This window comes from Stenotrophomonas maltophilia (genome assembly GCF_039555535.1).
GTDB classification, from domain to species: Bacteria; Pseudomonadota; Gammaproteobacteria; order Xanthomonadales; family Xanthomonadaceae; genus Stenotrophomonas; species Stenotrophomonas maltophilia_Q.
Genome location: NZ_CP154630.1, coordinates 1,141,719 through 1,160,492 on the forward strand (window position 1 = coordinate 1,141,719; position 18,774 = coordinate 1,160,492).

Annotated in this window: 15 protein-coding genes; 7 read left to right on the top strand and 8 right to left on the bottom strand. The window is 67.6% G+C overall.

Annotated elements, in window-relative coordinates; genetic code table 11:
• Nucleotide 1: 1 nt before the first annotated feature.
• Both AASM09_RS05265 and AASM09_RS05270 read right to left on the bottom strand, forming a co-directional pair.
• Complete coding sequence (locus tag AASM09_RS05265) at nt 2-676, bottom strand: class I SAM-dependent methyltransferase (RefSeq protein WP_049430144.1); 675 nt, start codon at nt 674-676, stop codon at nt 2-4.
• A gap of 134 nt (nt 677-810) precedes the next feature.
• The gene (locus tag AASM09_RS05270; protein ID WP_049430143.1) at nt 811-2,190 is read right to left on the bottom strand and encodes a PLP-dependent aminotransferase family protein; all 1,380 of its coding nucleotides are present in this window, start codon (nt 2,188-2,190) and stop codon (nt 811-813) included.
• A 131-nt stretch (nt 2,191-2,321) separates the two neighbouring features.
• Here AASM09_RS05270 and AASM09_RS05275 point away from each other — a divergent pair, with 131 nt between their 5' ends.
• On the top strand, nt 2,322-3,185 hold the full coding sequence (locus tag AASM09_RS05275; protein WP_049430142.1) for a DMT family transporter: 864 nt from the start codon (nt 2,322-2,324) through the stop codon (nt 3,183-3,185).
• Here AASM09_RS05275 and AASM09_RS05280 read toward each other — a convergent pair.
• Nucleotides 3,175-4,092: a LysR substrate-binding domain-containing protein gene (locus tag AASM09_RS05280; protein WP_049430141.1), complete on the bottom strand. Its 918-nt coding sequence runs from the start codon at nt 4,090-4,092 to the stop codon at nt 3,175-3,177. The two genes, AASM09_RS05275 and AASM09_RS05280, sit on opposite strands and share 11 nt — an antisense overlap.
• A 106-nt stretch (nt 4,093-4,198) precedes the next feature.
• Here AASM09_RS05280 and AASM09_RS05285 point away from each other — a divergent pair, with 106 nt between their 5' ends.
• Nucleotides 4,199-5,716, top strand: coding sequence for an MFS transporter (locus AASM09_RS05285; protein ID WP_049430140.1), 1,518 nt, complete (start codon nt 4,199-4,201; stop codon nt 5,714-5,716).
• Nucleotides 5,717-5,814: 98 nt separating this feature from the next.
• On the opposite strand, the gene AASM09_RS05290 is transcribed toward AASM09_RS05285, so the two are convergent.
• Together AASM09_RS05290 and AASM09_RS05295 are read right to left on the bottom strand one after the other, a co-directional pair.
• A complete protein-coding gene (locus tag AASM09_RS05290; protein ID WP_080355058.1) occupies nt 5,815-7,191 on the bottom strand; it encodes a sensor histidine kinase in 1,377 nt (458 codons plus the stop codon).
• Nucleotides 7,178-7,861 (bottom strand): response regulator transcription factor, encoded by a 684-nt coding sequence (locus AASM09_RS05295; protein WP_049430138.1) that lies wholly within the window; start codon nt 7,859-7,861, stop codon nt 7,178-7,180. The genes AASM09_RS05290 and AASM09_RS05295 overlap by 14 nt, the downstream gene beginning before the upstream one ends.
• Nucleotides 7,862-8,017: 156 nt before the next feature.
• On the opposite strand from AASM09_RS05295, the gene AASM09_RS05300 reads away from it, so the two are divergent.
• Nucleotides 8,018-9,205 (top strand): efflux RND transporter periplasmic adaptor subunit, encoded by a 1,188-nt coding sequence (locus AASM09_RS05300; protein ID WP_049430137.1) that lies wholly within the window; start codon nt 8,018-8,020, stop codon nt 9,203-9,205.
• Between the two features lie 2 nt (nt 9,206-9,207).
• Complete coding sequence (locus AASM09_RS05305; protein WP_049430136.1) at nt 9,208-12,309, top strand: efflux RND transporter permease subunit; 3,102 nt, start codon at nt 9,208-9,210, stop codon at nt 12,307-12,309.
• 266 nt (nt 12,310-12,575) lie between these two features.
• Here the strand turns inward: AASM09_RS05305 and AASM09_RS05310 are convergent, their stop codons facing one another.
• The gene (locus AASM09_RS05310) at nt 12,576-12,980 is read right to left on the bottom strand and encodes a GFA family protein (RefSeq protein WP_049430135.1); all 405 of its coding nucleotides are present in this window, start codon (nt 12,978-12,980) and stop codon (nt 12,576-12,578) included.
• Nucleotides 12,981-13,154: 174 nt separating this feature from the next.
• Between AASM09_RS05310 and AASM09_RS05315 the strand changes: the two genes are divergently transcribed.
• Together AASM09_RS05315 and AASM09_RS05320 are read left to right on the top strand one after the other, a co-directional pair.
• Nucleotides 13,155-14,129, top strand: a complete 975-nt coding sequence (locus tag AASM09_RS05315; RefSeq protein ID WP_049430134.1) for a DUF4105 domain-containing protein — start codon at nt 13,155-13,157, stop codon at nt 14,127-14,129.
• Nucleotides 14,129-16,153 carry an esterase/lipase family protein gene (locus AASM09_RS05320; RefSeq protein ID WP_049430133.1) on the top strand — a complete coding sequence of 675 codons (2,025 nt, stop codon included), beginning with the start codon at nt 14,129-14,131 and terminating at the stop codon, nt 16,151-16,153. The genes AASM09_RS05315 and AASM09_RS05320 overlap by 1 nt, the downstream gene beginning before the upstream one ends.
• Nucleotides 16,154-16,199: 46 nt before the next feature.
• Here AASM09_RS05320 and AASM09_RS05325 read toward each other — a convergent pair whose 3' ends face one another.
• Complete coding sequence (locus AASM09_RS05325) at nt 16,200-17,621, bottom strand: MFS transporter (protein ID WP_049430132.1); 1,422 nt, start codon at nt 17,619-17,621, stop codon at nt 16,200-16,202.
• A 29-nt stretch (nt 17,622-17,650) separates the two neighbouring features.
• Here AASM09_RS05325 and soxR point away from each other — a divergent pair, with 29 nt between their 5' ends.
• The gene (gene soxR, locus AASM09_RS05330; protein ID WP_049430131.1) at nt 17,651-18,085 is read left to right on the top strand and encodes a redox-sensitive transcriptional activator SoxR; all 435 of its coding nucleotides are present in this window, start codon (nt 17,651-17,653) and stop codon (nt 18,083-18,085) included.
• Nucleotides 18,086-18,135: 50 nt separating this feature from the next.
• Here soxR and AASM09_RS05335 read toward each other — a convergent pair whose 3' ends face one another.
• Nucleotides 18,136-18,738, bottom strand: coding sequence for a short chain dehydrogenase (locus AASM09_RS05335; RefSeq protein WP_049430130.1), 603 nt, complete (start codon nt 18,736-18,738; stop codon nt 18,136-18,138).
• Nucleotides 18,739-18,774: the final 36 nt, after the last annotated feature.

The window sequence follows — 18,774 nt, forward strand, 5'->3', positions numbered from 1 at the left end:
ATCACCCGGCGTAGGCGACCCAGCCCTTGAAGCTGAAGCCTGCGTAGAACAGCTCCACGCCGTCGAAACCTGCCTCCTGCAGCAGGGCGACCTCCTGCTCGGGGGCCAGCAGCGGCAGCCGTTCGGCAATCGCCTCGATCGCGCGTTGTGTGTCGGCGCGGGCAACGCCCGAGGCTTCGGCAAACGCGGCATAGCGTTGCAGCCAGCGCAGCTTGCCGGCCGCGTCCTGCGGCACGCTGTGGTGGGCCACCACCAGTGGCGCACCCGGGTGCAGGCGCCTGTGCAGCTCGCGCAGTGTGTGCAGGCGCTGCGTGGTATCAAGGAAGTGCAGGGTCAACAGGCAGCTGGCGCCGTCGAAGCGCACGTCCGGAGCGTCGTCGATGTAGCCTTCCAGCAGCTCCACGCGCGACATCAGCGGGCCCAGTGTCTGCTCGGCCAGGGCGAGCATCGGCGCGGCCGGATCTACCCCCAGCAGCTGCCAGCCCGGTTGCGCTTCGGCAAAGGCCTTCAGTTCCAGCCCGCCGCCGGCACCCAGCACCAGCACGCGGCCCTGTGCGGGAACCCGTTCGGCCAGCAGCAGGCGGCTCATCTGCTGCAGGGCGACAAAGCCCGGCACCTGCCGCAGCGGACCTTCGGCGTAGCGGGCCACCGCCTGCGGATCGGAGAACGAAGACATGCGCGGATTCCTGCTGCGGGGGACATACCACTGTAGCGCGGCGTGCAAGGGGCATTGCGTGCCGCTGCCGCATCGTCGCGGCCAGTCGCCGGGCGTGCGCATGGTGGTGGATGCGCTGGTCGCGCATTACCAGCTCAACGCAGCGCGCGTGCCAGCACCTGCCAGATCCGTGGGTCCTGGCATTGCGAGACGTTGAAGCGCACATAGTCGGCCGCGCGCTGCGATTGGCTGAAGGCATTGCCCGGAGCCAGCACGATGCCTTCGCGCAGGCATTGCCGTGCCAGCGCAGCGGCGTCGCGGCCATCGGGGAGCTGGCACCAGAGGAACAGGCCGGCTTCCGGCTGCAGCCACGGGGTGATGCCCAGCGTGTGCAGTTTCCGCAGTGTGTTCCGGCGCGCATCGGCCAGGCGCGAGCGTACCGATTGCATGTGGCGGCGATAGCCGCTGTCGGTCAGCGCGATGTGCATCAACTGCATCGCCAGATGGCCGCCGCCGAAGCTGGTGGCCAGCTTCAGATCGGTCAGCGCTTCAATCCAGTCGTGGCGCGCGGCGATGTAACCACAACGCGATGCCGCCGACAGCGTCTTGGAGAAGCTGCCGACGTGGATCACCCGCGAAAGCCCGTCCAGCGCAGCAAGGCGCGGTGCCGGCTGCAGTTCGAAATCGGCGAAGATGTCGTCTTCGATGATGATCAGTTCGCTGCGTTCGGCCAGGCCCAGCAGGCGGTGCGCGGTGCTGGCCGCGAGCACCGCGCCGGTTGGGTTGTGCAGGCCGGAATTGGTGATGTACAGCCGCGGCGAATGTGCCTGCAACGCCTGCGCGAATGCTTCAAGATCCGGGCCGGTGTGCGTGTAGGGCACACCCACCGCCTGCACCTGGTGCGCCTTCAGCAGGGCGTGGTAATTGAAGTAGCTCGGGTCGTCCACCAGCACGCAGTCGCCGGGCTTGAGCAGGAAACGGCAGATCAGGTCGACCGCGTGCGTACCGGATTCGGTCAGCAGGATCTGCTCCATCGGTGCGTCGATGCCCAGCGCAGCTGCACGTCGCTGCAGCAGATGGCGCAACGGTGGAAGGCCGAGCGGGCCGGCGTAGTCGACCAGGTGGGGAGCATCGCCGCGCGCCAGCCGACGCAGGCCTCGGCGCATGCCGTCGTGGTACAGCCAGTCGCTGGGCATCCAGCCGCAGCCCGGCTTGAGGTGCGCGGGCGGCGTTTCCAGCGATTGCCGCGACACCCAGAGCGGGTCCACCGCGCGGTCCAGGCGTGGTTCCATCTCGGCCAGGGCAAGCGGTGCGGCCGGTCCACTGACATAGAAGCCGGAACCGGCACGCGCGCTGATCAGCCCTTCAGCGGCAAGGCGCTCGTAGGCCTCGACCACGGTGGAGACCGACACGCCCATCGCCGCCGCCTGCGCGCGTACCGAGGGCAGGCGCGAACCGGCGCCATCCACACGCGTGCCGATGCGGTTGCGGACGGCCTGGATGACCGACTCGATACGGGTAAGTGGGCGCGTCATGGTGAAGGTGTGCTGGAAGTGTGGGCAGTACAGTTATTTGAAACTGTACTGGATTGTAGCTGGGGAGCGCGGGCCGCAGGTGCTTCCATGGAGATCCCGCCGGGCACCGCCCGGCACCCAGGAGTACAGGCGTGGAACGGTCGGCGAGTGGTTGGATCAATGGCTTCATCGGTGTGGTCATCTTTGCGGGCTCGTTGCCGGCCACCCGCCTGGCCGTGCTGCAGCTGGACGCCGGGTTCGTCACCGCCGCACGCGCCACCATCGCCGCCATACTCGGCCTCGGCCTGTTGCTGCTGTTGCGCCAACCCTTTCCGCGACGCAGCGACCTGCCCGGGTTGGCGGTGGTCAGCCTTGGCGTGGTGGTCGGCTTCCCGCTGCTGACCGCGCTTGCCCTGCGCCACGCCTCATCAGCGCACACCATCGTGTTCCTCGGCCTGTTGCCGCTGAGTACTGCGGTGTTCGGCGTACTGCGCGGTGGCGATCGGCCGCGCCCGGCGTTCTGGCTGTTCTCGCTGCTGGGCAGTGCCTGCGTGGTCGGCTATGCCGCGCGCAACGGCATTGAGGCCTCGTTGCAGGCCGACCTGCTGATGCTGGCGGCGATCGTGGTGTGTGGACTGGGCTACGCGGAAGGCGGTCGGCTCGCCCGCCATCTCGGCGGCTGGCAAGTGATCAGCTGGGCGCTGCTGCTGGCACTGCCGGTGATGCTGCCGCTGACGGTGCTGACGCGCCCGCCCTCGTTCGTTGAGGTGGGGGCATCCGCGTGGTGGGCGCTGGGCTACGTGGCGGTGTTCAGCATGCTGCTCGGGTTCCTGTTCTGGTATCGCGGGCTGGCCCAGGGCGGTATCGCCGCGGTCGGCCAGCTGCAGCTGCTGCAACCGTTCTTCGGCCTGGCGCTGGCTGCGCTGTTGCTGCATGAAGCGGTCAGCGTCAGCATGGTGCTGGTGACCGTGGTCGCGGTGATCTGCGTCGCCGGCGCGCGCCGTTTCAGCCGCTGAACACAAACGGGGACGGAGCGTCGCGGAAAAGGTGTGCGGCAGCATAATCGATGAACACCCGCAGGCGCGCACTGGGATGGCGTCCACCGGGCCATAGCAGCGAGAACTGCCCCTTGTGCGTGGGCAGCGCGGGCAGCACCTGTTGCAGGTGGCCGTCGGCTAATGCGTCGGCGGCAAGGAAGTCAGGCATCCAGGCCAGGCCCATGCAACCGATGGCGGCGGCCAGCACGGCTTCCATGTTGTTGCAGGTCATCGCCGTCGTAAGGCGTGCGCCCGCATCGCCTTCCACCCCCGGCAGCTGCCAGGGATGCAGCTTCCCGGTAGTCGGGTAGCGGAAGCGCAGAGCCGCATGCATGCGCAGATCGCTCACGTCGCCGGGAGTGCCGTGCGCCTGCAGATAGCCCGGCGCCGCACAGAGGATGAAACGGAAGCCGCCCAGCCGCCGTGCGGTCAGGCTGGAGTCGGCCAGTTCACCGCTGCGTATCACTGCATCCAAGCCTTCGCTGACCACATCGACGATCCGGTCGTTGAAGTCCAGTTCCAGCTGCACCTGCGGATAACGTTGCTGGAAGCCGGGCAGCACCGGCAGCAGGAAGCGGTAGCCGATGGTGGGCAGGCCGATGCGCAGCAGTCCGCTGGGGGCATGCTGGCGCTGTGCCAGGTCCGCCTGTGCTTCGGAAAGCTCGTCCAGTGCACGCCGGCAGCGCTGCAGCAGCAGTTCGCCTTCGTCGGTGAGGTGCACGCGGCGGGTGGTGCGATGGAACAGGCGGGTGCCGAGTTCCTGTTCAAGGCGGGCGATGCGCTTGCCGACCGCCGAGGCGGACAGGCCGAGCACGCGTGCGGCGCCGACGATGCTGCCGGCCTCGGCGGTACGAACGAAGGCAAGCAGGGCGGAGATGGAGTCCATGTAGTCATGATTGCGGAACAGTAAGCCGCAATCAACGTCCATCGAGCCTGTTTTTCGGGAATAGCGGCCTGTCCATCATCAATGCCCCTGATGGATGGAGGCCCGCATGGCCCCGGTTTCGATACGCCCTGTACCCGTCCGCGCGCAGCAGCACTGGACGCTGCTTGCCGTCTGCCTGGCCGCGCTGGCGCTGCCGTTGTCCTTTTCGGCCGGTGCGGTCGCGGTGCCGGCGCTGGCCCGTTCCGCGGCGTCGTCGCCGACCGCGCTGGCGTGGGTGACCAACGCGTTCATGCTCACCTTCGGCAGCCTGCTGCTTGCTGCCGGTGGCCTCGCCGACCGCTATGGCCGACGACGGTTGTTCCTGCTGGGCACGGCAGGCTTCACTGTCGCCACGATCGTCGTCTGCCTCGCGCCCACGCTGCTGTGGCTGGATCTGGCGCGCGGCCTGCAGGGCGTTGCCGCTGCAGCGGCGTTGGCATCCGGCACCGCCGCGCTGGCGCATGCCTGGCAGGGTCCGGTGCGTGCCCGTGTGTTCGCCCTGCTGGGCACCACGTTCGGTGCAGGATTGGCACTGGGGCCGCTGCTCGCGGGCCTGCTGCTGCATGCTCTGGGATGGCGCAGTGTGTTCGCCGCGGGCGGTGTGCTGACGCTGGCGGCGTTCGCCCTGGGCGCGCGCGCGTTGCCCGAAAGCCATGGCGAACGCGGGCGGCTGGATGTTGGCGGCATGCTGGGCTTCAGCCTGATGCTGGCGGCGTTGACCCTGGCCCTGTTGTGGCTGGGTGAATTCGGCCTGCATGCCATGCGCGTGCAACTGGCGCTGCTGGCGACGCTGTTGCTGGGCGGGGTATTCGTCTGCATCGAACGGCTGCACCGCTCACCGTTGCTGGACCTCTCGCTGTTCTCGCAACCGGCGTTCCTCGGTGTCCAGCTGCTGCCGGTCGCAACCTGCTTCGGCTACGTGGTGCTGCTGGTGGTACTGCCGCTGCAGTTGCTGGGCGTGCATGCACAGAGCACGACATTGGTCGGGCTGCAGATGCTGGCCCTGTCTGCGCCGATGCTGGTGCTGCCGATGCTGACTGCGCAATGGGCGGAGCGCGTTGGAAGTGCGCGGCTGTGCACGCTGGGCCTGCTGGTCTGTGCTTCTGGCCTGTACCTGTTGTCGCGCCATGCATCGCATCCGTCGCCCTCGCAGTGGGTGCCGTTGCTGATGCTGGTCGGTGCAGGAACGGCCTTGCCGTGGGGCCTGATGGATGGGCTGTCGGTCAGTGTGGTGCCGGTACAGCGTGCGGGCATGGCCGCCGGCATCTTCGGAACCGTGCGGGTGGCCGGTGAAGGCATCGCATTGGCCGCAGTCACTGCCTTGCTTGCGCTGCTGATCGGCCACCAGCTGCAGGGAGCATCGCCCGCATCGTTGGCGCGCGCTGGTGCCTATCTGGCCACGGGGGCGCAGGCACAGGCGCAGGCACTGCTTCCGGCGATGAGCGGCGCACAGCTGCAGCAGGCCAGTGCCGAGGCGCTGGCGATACTGCTGCGGGTCCTGGCGCTGCTGACCGCCGCATGCGCTGTGCTGTTGCACCTGCTGCTGCGACGGCCCAGGTTGGCTGTGATCAGAACCGAGGGCTGAAGGCGCCGGTCACCGCGCGCGGGCAGCAGGGGGTGTGTCGGTTGCCAGCTGGTTTTTCCTTTCCTGCGGGGGCTGCGCATTGGCTCGAAGGCCGTTGCTCAGGGCAGGCCATCCGTCGCGCCGCGGATGCTCATCCAGGCGCCGCCGCCGGGGGCGCTGCCGGCGCGGACACGGAAGCCGTGCAGGCCGGCAATGGCGGCCACGATCGAGAGGCCCAGGCCGAATCCAGGTCCCTGGCCGACGCTGCTGCTGCCACGGAAGAAGCGCTGGTAGATCAGCGTGCGGTCCTGCGGTGGGATGCCCGGCCCGTTGTCGATCACATCGATCCTGGGAACACCTTGATCGTCCACCGCGCGCAGCAGGATGTGGCCCTGCGCCGGCGTGAACTGCAGGGCATTGGACAGCAGGTTGGCCAGCGCTTCGAACAGCAGCTCGCGGTCGCCACGCAGCGGGCCGACCTTCGGGTCCACCTGCAGCTCCAGCAACTGCTGCTTCTCTTCGGCCAGTGGCAGGTAGAACTGGTGCAGTTCCTGCAGCAGCTCCGTGACGTCGACCGCGTCGAAGGCCGAACGTCGCTGGTGGCTCTCCAGCTCCGACACCCGCAGCAGCGCGGCGAAGCGCGCCATCAGCATGTCGGTCTCGGCCAGCGCCTTGTCCAGAGGATCGGCATGCGGGTTCTGTTCGTCCAGGCCCGCGCGCATGCGGTACAGGTGGGCACGCAGGCGGGTCAGGGGCGTGCGCAGGTCGTGGGCAATGCTGTCGCACACGCCCTTGACCTCGGTCATCAACTGCTCGATGCGCTCCAGCATGGCGTTGACTATGCTCGACAGCCGGTCGATCTCGTCGCGGCGGCTGGAGACCGGCAGGCGCTGGCCGAGGTCGCCGGCAACGATGCGGCTGGTGGCGGCTTCGATCTGCTGGATCCGTTTCAACGGCCGCCGGCGGAGCAGATGCCAGCCCACCAGGCCGGGAATGACGGTCAGCGACACACCCCACAGCAATGCATCGAGGATGATGCTGTTGACCGCCATGAGCTTGCCGTTCTGGCGCACGAACACCAGCGTCCTGCCATCCCGGGTCACCACGCCGAGCGCGCTGCCACCGTCCTCGTGCGGCCCATCGGCCAGCGTCCAACCCTCGACCGGATGCGAGCTGCCATCCAGCGGCAGTCCCTCGGGGATCGCTGTCAGCGGGCCCGCCATCGGCATGCCGGTCTTGTCGAACAACCCATAGGTATAGACCTGGTGCAGATCGAAGCGCTGGCTGTCGCGCAACGCTTCATCCAGTGCCGGGCCGTCGAAGCTCATGAACAGGTGCGCGCGCTGCTGCAGGCCCGATTCGGTCAGGTCACTCAGGTAATCCGCGATGCGCCAGTACATCACGCCCAGCAGCAGGCTCGACCACGCCACGAACAGGATGCAGTACAACCCGAGCAGGCGGCTGCTGGACGAGCGCCACTGGTCAGGGTTGCGCATCGAAGACATAGCCGGTTCCACGTACGGTGGTGATGGGTTGCGGGCGGCCGGGCTGCTCGATGCGTCTGCGGACACGGCCGATGTGGACGTCGATCAGGTTGGTGCCGGGATCGAAGTGATAGCCCCAGACTTCCTGGAACAACATGCTGCGGGTGACCACCTGGCCGGCATTGCGGACCAGGAACTCGAGCAGCTTGAACTCCGTCGGCAGCAGGCTGATCTCCTGCCCGCCACGCCGGGCCGAACGGGTCATCAGATCCAGTTCGAGGTCGCCGGCGCGCAGGACATTGTCGGCAGGACCGGCCTGGCTCTGACGACGGATCAATACCTCCACGCGGGCGGCCATCTCATCCGAGGCGAACGGCTTGGTCAGGTAATCGTCGCCACCTGCTCGCAGGCCACGCACGCGCTCGTCCACGTCCGACAGCGCGCTGATCATCAGTACGGGCGTGACGATACCTTCGCGCCGCAGGGCAGTGACCAGCGCCAGGCCATCGATGCCGGGCAGCATGCGGTCCAGGGTGATCACCGCGTAGTCGCCCGCCCGCGCCAATGCCAGGCCGGCAGTTCCGTCAACGGCAACGTCGACCTCGAAGCCATGGCTGCGCAATTCGGTTGCGATTTCCTCCGCAGTGACAAGGTCGTCCTCGATGGTGAGTACGCGCGGCATGGGCCATTGTGCAGGTTGGATGGCTGCCATCCTCGCAACCGCGCGCGGTGACTGCAAATGAAAAATGTTTCATGCGTGATTCGCCGGAATCCACGCACGGGTCTTCTATATTCGGCGCCGAGCGTCTCCCCCCGGCGCACGGAATCCCGGCCACCGATGAACCTCCTGCACACCCCGTTGCCACGCCACGCCCGACCACTGAGGATGCGCCGGCCGGCGCTGCTTGCACTCGTTCTGCTCAGCCTGCTGTCGGCCTGCGGCAAGGATGCGCCCAAGCCGGCCGGCAGGCTTCATGAGGTGGAAGTGCTGACCCTGCAGGAGAAGCCGTTGGCGATGGAACAGGAGCTGCCTGGGCGGACCATCGCATCGCGGGAGTCTGACGTGCGGCCGCAGGTGGATGGCGTGCTGGTGAAACGCCTGTTCGAAGAGGGCGAATCCGTGCGTGCCGGGCAGCCCTTGTTCCAGATCGAGCCGGCCCTGTACCAGGCGGCAGTGAACCAGGCGCAAGCCAACCTGAAGACCGCCGAAGCAGCGGCAGTGACCGCACGCCTGCGCGCGCAGCGGATGCAGGCGCTGGGCGGCGAGCAGCTGGCCGCGCGCCAGGACGTGGATGACGCCATCGCCAGCGGGCAGCAGGCCGCAGCCGCGGTACAGGCGGCACAGGCGAGCCTGGATACCGCGCGCACGCGGCTTGGTTTCGCCACGGTGACCGCGCCGATCGCCGGTCGCATCGGCCGCGCGCTGTTCACACCGGGTGCGCTGGTCACCTCGGGCCAGGCCAACCCACTGGCGCGGATCCAGCAGGTCGACCCGATGAACGTTGACATCACCCAGTCCAGCAACGAGTACCTGGCCCTGCGCCGCGCGATCGCCGATGGAGGCGTGCAGGCCACCACCGCTGCGGTGCGGCTGCGGCTGTCCGATGGCAGTGAATATCCGTTGCCCGGCACCCTGGAATTTGCCGATATCGATGTGCAGCAGGAAACCGGCAGCATCACCCTGCGTGCACGTTTTCCCAATCCCGCCGGGCAGCTGCTGCCGGGAATGTATGTGCGGGCGCAGGTGGGGCAGGGCACGCAGCAGCAGGCCTTGCTGGTGCCGCAGTCTGCGGTGGACCGCAGCCCGAAGGGCGAGGCGCAGGTGTGGGTGGTGGATGAGGGGGGCAAGGCGAAGCTGCGCCTGTTCCGTACCGCGCGGGCGATTGGCGACCAGTGGCTGGTACTTGATGGCATCGCTGCAGGTGAACGGGTGGTCGTGGCCGGCGCACAGGGGCTCTCCGATGGCATGGCGGTGCAGGTGAAGCCCGCGGCGGCAATCGCTCCGGCAGCCGCCGGGAAGGGCTGAGCATGTTGCCGCGCTTCTTCATCCATCGCCCGGTATTCGCCTGGGTGCTGGCGATCTGCATCATGGCCTTCGGCGCGATCGCCGTCAGCCAGCTGCCGGTCGAACAGTACCCGGACATCGCACCGCCGCAGGTCAACATCACCGCCAACTACACCGGTGCTTCGGCGCAGACGGTGGAAGACAGCGTCACCCAGGTGATCGAGCAGCAGATCAAGGGCATCGATCACCTGCTGTACTTCTCCTCCACCAGTTCGTCATCGGGGCAGGCGCGGATCACGGTCACGTTCGACCAGAACGCCAATCCGGATATCGCCCAGGTCCAGGTGCAGAACAGCGTCAACCAGGCCATCAACCGGCTGCCGCAGGAAGTGCAGCAGCAGGGCGTGACCGTGGCGAAGTCGCAGGGCGACTCGCTGATGGTGGTATCGCTGTATGACACCAGCCGGCGCATGGAACGGGCGGACGTTTCCGACTTCCTGGTCAGCAACGTGCAGGATCCGATCAGCCGCATTCCCGGTGTGGGCGAGATCAATGTGTTCGGCTCGGCGTATGCGATGCGCGTGTGGCTGGACCCGCACAAGCTGCGCGCCTACGACCTGATGCCGGCCGACGTGCGCACGGCCATCCAGGCCCAGAACACCCAGGTCACCGCCGGTGAGCTGGGGGCGTTGCCATCCAGCGCAACGCAGAGCCTGAATGCGACCGTTACCGCGCAGTCGCGCCTGCAGACGCCCGAACAGTTCCGCGCGATCATCCTGCGCACGCTTCCCAGCGGCGCTGCCGTGCACCTGGGCGACGTGGCACGGGTGGAGATCGGTGCCGAGAATTACCAGACCAGCAGCTATCTCAATGGCTATCCGGCGGCGGGTTTCTCGGTCACGCTGGCCTCCGGGGCCAACGCGCTGGCCACCGCGGATGCGGTCCGCGAGGAGATCGAACGCCTGCGGCCAACGTTCCCGCCCGGGCTGCAGGTTGCCTATCCCCGCGACAGCACACCGTTCGTGCGGGTCTCGATCGAAGGTGTCATCCATACCCTCATCGAAGCCATCGTGCTGGTGGTCGTGGTGATGTTCCTGTTCCTGCAGAACCTGCGTGCCACGTTGATCCCCGCGATCACGGTGCCGGTGGTGCTGCTGGGCACGTTCGGGGTGCTGGCGGTCGCGGGATTCACGATCAACACGCTCACCCTGTTTGCGATGGTGCTGGCGATCGGCCTGCTGGTCGACGACGCGATCGTGGTGGTGGAGAACGTGGAGCGCATCATCCACGACGAGCACCTGCCGCCACGCGAGGCCACCGAAAAATCGATGGGCGAGATCACCGGCGCGCTGATCGGCATCACCGTGGTGCTGGGCGCGGTGTTCCTGCCGATGGCCCTGTTCGGTGGTTCCACCGGCATCATCTACCGCCAGTTTTCGATCACCATTGCTTCGGCGATGGCGCTGTCGGCGCTGGTTGCGCTGACGCTGACTCCGGCGCTGTGCGCGACCCTGCTCAAGCCGTCTTCGGCGCAGAAACCGCAGGGCCGCTTCTTCAGGGCGTTCAACCGGGGTGTCGAGCGCAGCCAGTTGGCCTATCAGGGAAAGCTCGGTGGCGTGGTCGCCCGGCCGCGGCGCTGGATGGCGTTCTACCTGCTGCTGGTGGTCGCCATGATTGCGCTGTACGCGCGCATGCCCACCGGCTTCCTGCCGGTGGAAGACCAGGGCCAGGTGACCTTCCAGTTCTCCACGCCGGAGGGCACGCCGATGGCGCGTACCGAAGCACTGGGCGAGCAGATCAGCCGCTACTTCATGGAGCACGAGAAGCAGAACCTGGACGTGGTGTTCGTGGTGGTCGGCCGCAACAATGCCGGCACCGGCCAGAATGCCGGACAGGGATTCCTCGCACTGAAACCCTGGGATGAGCGTACCGGCGACAACACCGCTGCGGCGATCATCACGCGTGCCAATGCCTACTTCCGCGGGTTGCCCGATGCCAGGGTCAATGTGCTGGCGCCGCCGGCGGTGCGCGGACTGGGCCAGTCCAGTGGCTTCGAACTGTGGCTGCAGGACACCAGCGCCGCCGGGCGCGTGGCCCTGCAGGCGGCGCAGGAGCAGGTGGTGCGTGCGGCCGGCGAAGATGATGGGCTCACCTCGGTGCGCCTGAACGGCCTGGGCGACAAGGCCGAGCTGCGGCTGGACATCGACCATGCGCAGGCCAGCGCGCTGGGGCTGTCCCAGGCCGACATCAATTCCACCCTGTCAGCGGCCTGGGGCGGCAGCTACATCAACGATTTCCTCGATCGAGGCCGGGTCAAGCGTGTGTACATGCAGGGCGACCAGCCCTACCGCAGCGTGCCCGACGACATCGGCCAGTGGTATGTGCGTGGTGGCAACGGCCAGATGGCGTCGTTCGCCAGTTTCGCCAGCAGCCACTGGGCGCGTGGGCCGCAGCTGCAGCAGCGCTTCAATGGTCTGCCGGCGATGCAGATCCAGGGCAGTGCCGCGGAAGGGCGCAGTTCGGGCGAGGCGATGCAGCGCATGCAGGCGCTGGTTGCGGACCAGCCGGGATTCGACCTGCAGTGGAGTGGCCTGTCCTACCAGGAGCGGCTGGCCAGCAACCAGACGCTGTGGCTGTACCTGGCCTCGATTGCCTTCATCTTCCTGTGCCTGGCTGCGCTCTATGAAAGCTGGACGGTACCGGTGGCCGTGGTACTGGTGATTCCACTGGGGGTCATCGGCACGGTGCTGGCGACCACCGCGGCGGGCTTCGTCAACGACATCTACTTCCAGGTCGGCCTGCTGACCACCATCGGCCTGTCGGCGAAGAATGCGATCCTGATCGTGGAGTTCGCCGAGGCCCGCTATCGCGCGGGCAGCTCAGCGGTGGAGGCCGCGCTGCAGGGCGCACGCCTGCGCCTGCGGCCGATCGTGATGACGTCGCTGGCCTTCGTGGCCGGCGTGATTCCGTTGGCGCTGGCGACCGGTGCGGGTGCAGTCAGTCGACGTGAAATCGGCATGAGCGTGATCGGCGGCATGCTGTCCGGCACGGTGCTGGCGGTGATGCTGGTGCCGCTCTTCTTCGTGCTGGTCCGCAGCCTTGGCCGATCCCGGCCGCAGGACTGAGGGGCCACCTGTCATCTGCCTGCCGCGGCATCCTCACCCGTTCTTTGCCGATGCAGGGCTAGCGTTGGTCGTCCCCGTCCCCCACGGAGACCCGCCATGTGGCTGCTCGACCATCTCTGGCCTGGCCGCAGACCCTCACCTCCCCCGGTCGCGGCCGAGCCGCAGGCCGCGCCCCGTCGCCCCTGGCTGAAACGCCCGGTGCGGGCCGGGCGCAGCGGCATGGCGCCCTGGCAGAAGGTCGCCGCACCGCCGCGGCGCACACGTCACTAGGCGGTGCGGTCGGCGGGGTGATTGACCCCGTCGTTGACCGGGATCATGCCCAGTGCGAACGGGTCGATGCCCTCCAGGCAGGCCACGTTGTAGCCGTACTGGTCCGGGTTGGATCGACGCCGGTGGTGGGTGTAGATGCCGCACACGCCGCAGAAGTAGTGCTCGGCCACATGCGTGTTGAACTGGTACAGCCGCAGGTGGTCCTGCCCGCGCACCACCTGCAGGCCGGCGCGGGTGACGCTGGCGGCGATGGCGCCACGGCGGCGGCACATCGAGCAGTCACAGCGGCGCGGGTCGACGATGCCATCAGGCAGGTCCAGCAGCAGTTCGACCGTACCGCAGTGGCAGGTGGCGCGGTGCCGGGCTTGGACCGGAACGCCGGCCACGGACGTGATACCCATCGTTTCTCCTGGGGGGGGGGGAAGGCGGCCGCAACGGCCGCTGTCGACCCTGCGCCGGCCTGCCTGAACGGGCCGTAGATGCCACGCTGATCCGGCTTGTGGCTAACTATGCGGCTACAAGACCGCGACAGGATGCCAGTGAACGCCGCAGGACGTTGGATGACAGGAAGTGCCATGGCGCTGGCGGCGCTGTGGGTGACCGGGCTGCTGGCATACCAGTTGCCCGGCCCGGACTGGTTGGCCGTCGGCGTGGCCGTGCTGTGGCTGCTGGTTGCCCTGTGGGCGTCGTGGCGGATCGCGCGTGGCCGTGGGTCACGCAGGTTGGGTCTGATGTTCGGCGCATCGCTGGCGCTGGCCGTGCTGTGGTGGCTGCTGCTGACCCCGCGCCAGGACCGCGTATGGGCCGACGACGTCGCGCAGCGCCTGCACGTGGTGTCCTTCGATGGCCACCACGTAGTGTTCGACAACGTGCGTGATTTCACCTGGCGCACCGAGACCGACTATGACGCGCACTGGGTGCGCCGCGGGTACGACCTGGACCAGCTGCGCTCGGCCGACCTCGTTCTGTCCTACTGGATGGGACCGGCCATCGCCCACACGCTGATCTCGTTCGGCTTCGAGGATGGCCGCCACGTGGTGTTCTCGCTGGAGATCCGCAAGGAACGCGGTGAATCGTTCTCGGCACTGGGCGGCTTCTTCCGCAAGTTCGAGATGACCCTGGTGGCGTCGGAGGAGACCGACATCATCCGCACCCGCACCAATGCGCGTGGTGAGGATGTCTACCTGTACCGGCTGCATGGTATGGACCGCACGCAGCTGAAGGAACTGTTCGCGGCCTACATCGAACAGGCCCGTGAACTGGATGCCAGGCCGGGCTTCTACAACACGCTGACCAGCAACTGCACCACGATCGTCTTCGACCTGGCCCGCCACATCGCACCGCGCCTGCCGCTGGATTACCGCCTGCTGCTGTCCGGTTACCTGGCCGAATACGCGCAGGAGGTCGGCGCGCTCACTCCAGGCGTGCCGTACGCCGAGCTGCACGACAAGGGCCGCATCACCCAGCGTGCGCTGGACCTGGGCGATGGCCCGCACTTCTCCACCGTGATCCGCCAGGGCGTGCCCGGCACCGAGCAGGACCCGCAGTAATGACCCGATTCTTCCCAAGCCGCTGGCAGCGTCTGCTGCCGGTGTTGTTCGCCGCCTTCCTGCTGCTGGGCAGCAGCGGTTGCGCGATGGTCACCGTCAAGCAGGTCAAGTCCAGCGATTCGCTGGTCAACAAGCGTGCCGATGTGCTCAACACCGGCAAGCTCAGCCCGGCCGCGCGCGAGACGCTCAGCGCGGCAGGCCTGGACGAGTCGCAGTGCGAAAAGGACTTCATGGTCTGCCGCAGCACGCTGCTGATGACCGACGATCTCAATGTCGAGCAGCGGTTGTCGGCGCTGTCCGAACTGTGGGTGAAAGCAGCGCTGGCGCTGACCCCGAAGAAGACCGCGGCCGGCGATCCGCCGATGAGCGATGCGGCGCTGGATGCATGGCTGGAAGCGGCGCGCTATGCCTATGCCTACCTGTTCTACAGCGGCCGGTCTCCGTCTGATCGAGCTTTCGAGGACCGGCAGACGCAGGTACGCGACTACTACAACTACGCGGCCGAGAAGGCGGCAGTGGTGCTGTTCGTGCGCGCGCGTGCTGCGGCACTTGCCGGCGAGGACTACACGAAGCCGGTCTCGGTCGGCAGCTGGTCGCTGGCTTCCAACTACCAGCAGTTGAACCTGAAGAGCATCCCGGCGCAGCTGGTGCCGGCCGGCACCGTCAGCTTCGTCGGCCTGCGCAGCACCTATCGCCGCGATGGCTTCGGTGCCGAGCTGGTGATGGTGATGGACCCGCCGAAGCTGGTCGCGCCGGTGATTGCAGCCGATGGCCCCAAGGCCGAGGCGCCGCAGGAGGATGAGGACGACGCACGCCGTGGCCGCCGCCATCGCCATGACGACTCGGTGCCTGAGTTCAGCGAGATGTCCTCGATCAACGTCACAGCGCTGCTGCGCTTCGAAGGCAGCAGCCTGGAAGACGTGATGCGCACGCGCCGGGTCGAGCTGGATGCCTATTCGCCGGAAGCCACCGAGCGCGTCACCCTGCATGGCGAACAGGTGCCGCTGGCCGGCAATTTCACGGCGGCCTACGGCCTGTGGCTGGCGCAGAGCGGTTTCGCCCGGCAATCACTGCGCACCCTGTTCGGCATGAGCGAGGGCATCGGCGAACCGCACATCTACCTGATGCAGCCGTGGGATCCGAACCGCCGCATCATCTTCATGCTGCATGGCCTGGCCAGCAGCCCGGAAGCCTGGGTGAACCTGGCCAACGAGATCATGGGCGACCCCGAACTGCGCCAGCAGTTCCAGGTCTGGCAGGTCTATTACCCGACCAATGCGCCGATCGCACTGAACCGCTACGAGATCGCCAATGCGTTCAACGATACGCTGAAGCATTTCGACACCAACGGCAGCACGCGTGCATCGAAGGACATGGTCTACATCGGCCACAGCATGGGCGGCGTGCTGGCGCGCCTGCTGGTGAGCGATTCGGGCGACGTGCTGTGGAATGACCTGCTGGCCAACTACGATCTGAAGGGTGAGCGCCTGAAGCGGGTGCAGAACAAGCTGGGGCCGTTGCTGCACTTCAAGGCGCAGCCGAACGTGGAGCGTGCGATCTTCATCGCCGCGCCACACCAGGGTACCGACATCGCCGGCAACAAGGTTGGCCGCCTGATCGGTCGCCTGGTGCGCCTGCCTCTGACCATACTCGGCAAGTTCGAGGATGTGTTCATGGCGCTCGCGCAGGCCGAACAGCAGGTCGATGGCACCGCCAAGCCGAAGATCCCCAACAGCATCGACAACCTCAAGGCCAGCGATCCGTTCGTGAAGGCGGCCGCGCAGTTGCCGATCGAAGCGGGCCTGAAGTACCACTCGATCATCGCCCAGCGCAAGCCGGAACTGCCGGTGGAAAAGTCCGATGACGGGCTGGTGCCGTACTGGAGTGCGCACCTGCCGGGCGCGCTGTCGGAGAAGGTGATCATCTCCGGCCACAGCGTGCAGGAGACCCCGCAGGCGGTGCTGGAAGTGCGGCGCATCCTGCATCGGGACATCGATGATGTGGGAGCCGACAGGACACCCTGACCGCTGCCTTCGCCGGGCGTGGCCCGGCGGAATCCGCCCGGTGGCGTTACACCCGTCGCGCGATCACCGTGGCCAACACCGCAAGGCCGAGGGTGATGGCCAGGCACAGCAGGTAGCCGGTGTGTGGTGCCGATTCCACGAACAGCGCGAACAAGGCGCCGGAGACCGCCAGCGCAGTGGTGACCGACAGGGCCTCGCTCAGCTGCAGTGCCGAGGTGTTGGCACCCTGCTCCTGCGGCGCCGACAGCGACAGCGTCAGCACCGACAGGCTTGCGTAGATCATGCCCATGCCGAAGCCGGTCACGGCCCAGCCGAGCAGCGACACCGGCAGTGGCACCACGTTGAACAGCACTGCGAGCGTGGCGGCGATGCCGACGGTCATCATCGTCGTGCCGGCGCGCAGCAGCTGCTGGCGTGACCAGCCACGCTGCTGGTGGCCCTGCAGCCACGAGCCGGCAAACCAGCCCAGCGCACCGAGACTGAGTACGGCACCGGCCCAGCTGGGCGAAAGGCCACGTTCGCGCTGCAGCAGCAGCGGCAGGTAGGCCTCGCAGGCGAAGAAAGCGGCCGCCGCGATGCCACGCAGCGCGATCACGCTGGGCAGGCCACGGCGCAGGATCAGTGTTCCGGGCGGAAGCAGTCGATGTACGCAGAACAGCAGCGCCAGCATCGCCACGCCGATACAGAGCAAGGCCGCTGCTCCCTGCTGCTGGCCGCCGAAGTACAGCAACAACGCTGCCAGCGAGGCACCGCTGGCCCAGCGCACCACCTTGCCGCCTCCATCATCGGCGCTGCCGGCAGGACTGGGCTGCATGCGTGCCAGCGCGGGGCGCAGCAGCAGGGCCGCCGGAACCGCCAGCAATGGCACCGCCAGGAACACCCAGCGCCAGCCCAGGTGCTGCACGATCAGGCCGCTCAACGCCGGGCCGACCATCGATGGCACCACCCAACCGGCCGAGAAGGCGGCGAATACCTTCGGCCGCAGGTGCTCCGGGTAGCTGCGGCCGACCATCACGTACAGCGAGACCGAGATCGCGCCCGCACCCAGGCCCTGCAGCAGGCGTCCTGCCACCAGCATGCCCATGCGCATGGCAAAGCCGGCCAGCAGCAGGCCCAGCACGAAGCAGGCCAACCCGTACCAGAGCGCCCGTGCCGGCCCATGGCGGTCCGCCCAGCGCCCGGCCAGGGTCATGCCGATCACGCTGGTGGCCAGGGTGCCGCCGAAGGCCAGTGCGTACAGGCGCAGGCCGTCCAGTGCCACGGCCACGGTCGGCATGGCGGCAGCTACCGCCAAGGCCTCAAAGGCGTGCAGCGCGACCAGCGCGACCATGCCGATGGTGGTGGCGCGGTAGCGCGCGGACAGGATCGAAGTGTCGGCCGGTGTACTGGCGTTGGCGGGGGAGAGCGTGGGGGTCATGCGGGTCAGCTGCGGGCCGCGCTTGTCAACAGGCGGCGAAGATAGCAGCATGACACCTCAACTGCAGTTGAGGTCAAGTAATGGTGTCCCAGGAACTGAGCGTTGGCGAAGTCTCCCAGCGCAGTGGCGTGGCGGTTTCGGCGCTGCACTTCTATGAGCGCAAGGGGCTTATCAGCAGCCTGCGCACTTCGGGCAACCAGCGCCGCTACAGCCGCGACGTTCTGCGCCGGCTGGCGGTGATCCGCGTAGCGCAGCGCGTGGGCATGCCATTGGAAGCGGTCGGCCGTGCCTTCGAGAGCCTGCCCGACGGCCGCGCACCGACCAAGGCGGATTGGGCCAGGTTGTCCGCGCGCTGGCGCACCGAGCTGGAGGAGCGCATCCACATGCTGCAGCTGCTGCGCGATGAGCTGACGGGTTGCATCGGCTGCGGCTGCCTGTCGCTGCAGCGCTGCCGCCTGGCCAATCCCGAAGACGTCCTCGGTGAACGCGGCGACGGCCCGATGCGCTGGGAATGACCGGCAATAAAGCGCCCGGCTCCCGGTAGCGCCGGGCCATGCCCGGCGGATCACCAGACCGTGATCGTCTCGCCGCTCTGGATGCCTTCCACTGCGCGCTGGTAGCCCATTGCCGCGCGCTGCGCGCTCACGGCTTCGAAGCCCGGGAAGTAGGGGCCGTAGGCCGCCATCGATTCGATCAGCACATTCGGGCTGACCACATTGATGCGCAGGCCACGGGGCAGCAGCTCCAGCGCCGCCGCACGCACGAAGCCTTCCAGTGCGGTGTTCACGGCGGTGGCGTTGACGCCGTCGCGGATTGGCTGCGCGCTGATGATGCCGCTGGTCAGGGTGATCGAACCGCCTGCATTGAGGTGATGCTGCGCGGCCAGTGCCAACCGCACCTGCCCCAGCAGCTTGTCCTGCAGGCCGAGGTTGAACTGAGCCGGCGTCATCGCCTGCAGCGGGCCGAAGTGCACCGAGCCGGTGGTGGAAATGACCGCATCGACCGGGCCGGTGCGTGCGAACAGCTCGGCAACGCTGGCGTCGTCGGTCAGGTCCACGCGCAGCTCACCGCTGCGGCGGCCGGCGGCCAGGATCTGGTGCTGCTGTCCCAGCTGGCGGGCAACTGCCTGGCCAAGGGTGCCGCTGGCACCGACGAGGAGAATCTTCATGGTCGTTCCTTGCGAGGAGATGGTCGCAGTCTGCGC

Coding starts and splice junctions, on each gene's coding strand:
- soxR (WP_049430131.1), top strand. CDS start 17,651: ATGGTGTCCCAGGAACTGAGCGTTGGCGAAGTCTCCCAGCGCAGTGGC.
- AASM09_RS05335 (WP_049430130.1), bottom strand. CDS start 18,738: ATGAAGATTCTCCTCGTCGGTGCCAGCGGCACCCTTGGCCAGGCAGTT.
- AASM09_RS05305 (WP_049430136.1), top strand. CDS start 9,208: ATGTTGCCGCGCTTCTTCATCCATCGCCCGGTATTCGCCTGGGTGCTG.
- AASM09_RS05280 (WP_049430141.1), bottom strand. CDS start 4,092: ATGGACTCCATCTCCGCCCTGCTTGCCTTCGTTCGTACCGCCGAGGCC.
- AASM09_RS05325 (WP_049430132.1), bottom strand. CDS start 17,621: ATGCTGCTATCTTCGCCGCCTGTTGACAAGCGCGGCCCGCAGCTGACC.
- AASM09_RS05300 (WP_049430137.1), top strand. CDS start 8,018: ATGAACCTCCTGCACACCCCGTTGCCACGCCACGCCCGACCACTGAGG.
- AASM09_RS05265 (WP_049430144.1), bottom strand. CDS start 676: ATGTCTTCGTTCTCCGATCCGCAGGCGGTGGCCCGCTACGCCGAAGGT.
- AASM09_RS05295 (WP_049430138.1), bottom strand. CDS start 7,861: ATGCCGCGCGTACTCACCATCGAGGACGACCTTGTCACTGCGGAGGAA.
- AASM09_RS05290 (WP_080355058.1), bottom strand. CDS start 7,191: ATGCGCAACCCTGACCAGTGGCGCTCGTCCAGCAGCCGCCTGCTCGGG.
- AASM09_RS05320 (WP_049430133.1), top strand. CDS start 14,129: ATGACCCGATTCTTCCCAAGCCGCTGGCAGCGTCTGCTGCCGGTGTTG.
- AASM09_RS05285 (WP_049430140.1), top strand. CDS start 4,199: ATGGCCCCGGTTTCGATACGCCCTGTACCCGTCCGCGCGCAGCAGCAC.
- AASM09_RS05310 (WP_049430135.1), bottom strand. CDS start 12,980: ATGGGTATCACGTCCGTGGCCGGCGTTCCGGTCCAAGCCCGGCACCGC.
- AASM09_RS05270 (WP_049430143.1), bottom strand. CDS start 2,190: ATGACGCGCCCACTTACCCGTATCGAGTCGGTCATCCAGGCCGTCCGC.
- AASM09_RS05315 (WP_049430134.1), top strand. CDS start 13,155: ATGGCGCTGGCGGCGCTGTGGGTGACCGGGCTGCTGGCATACCAGTTG.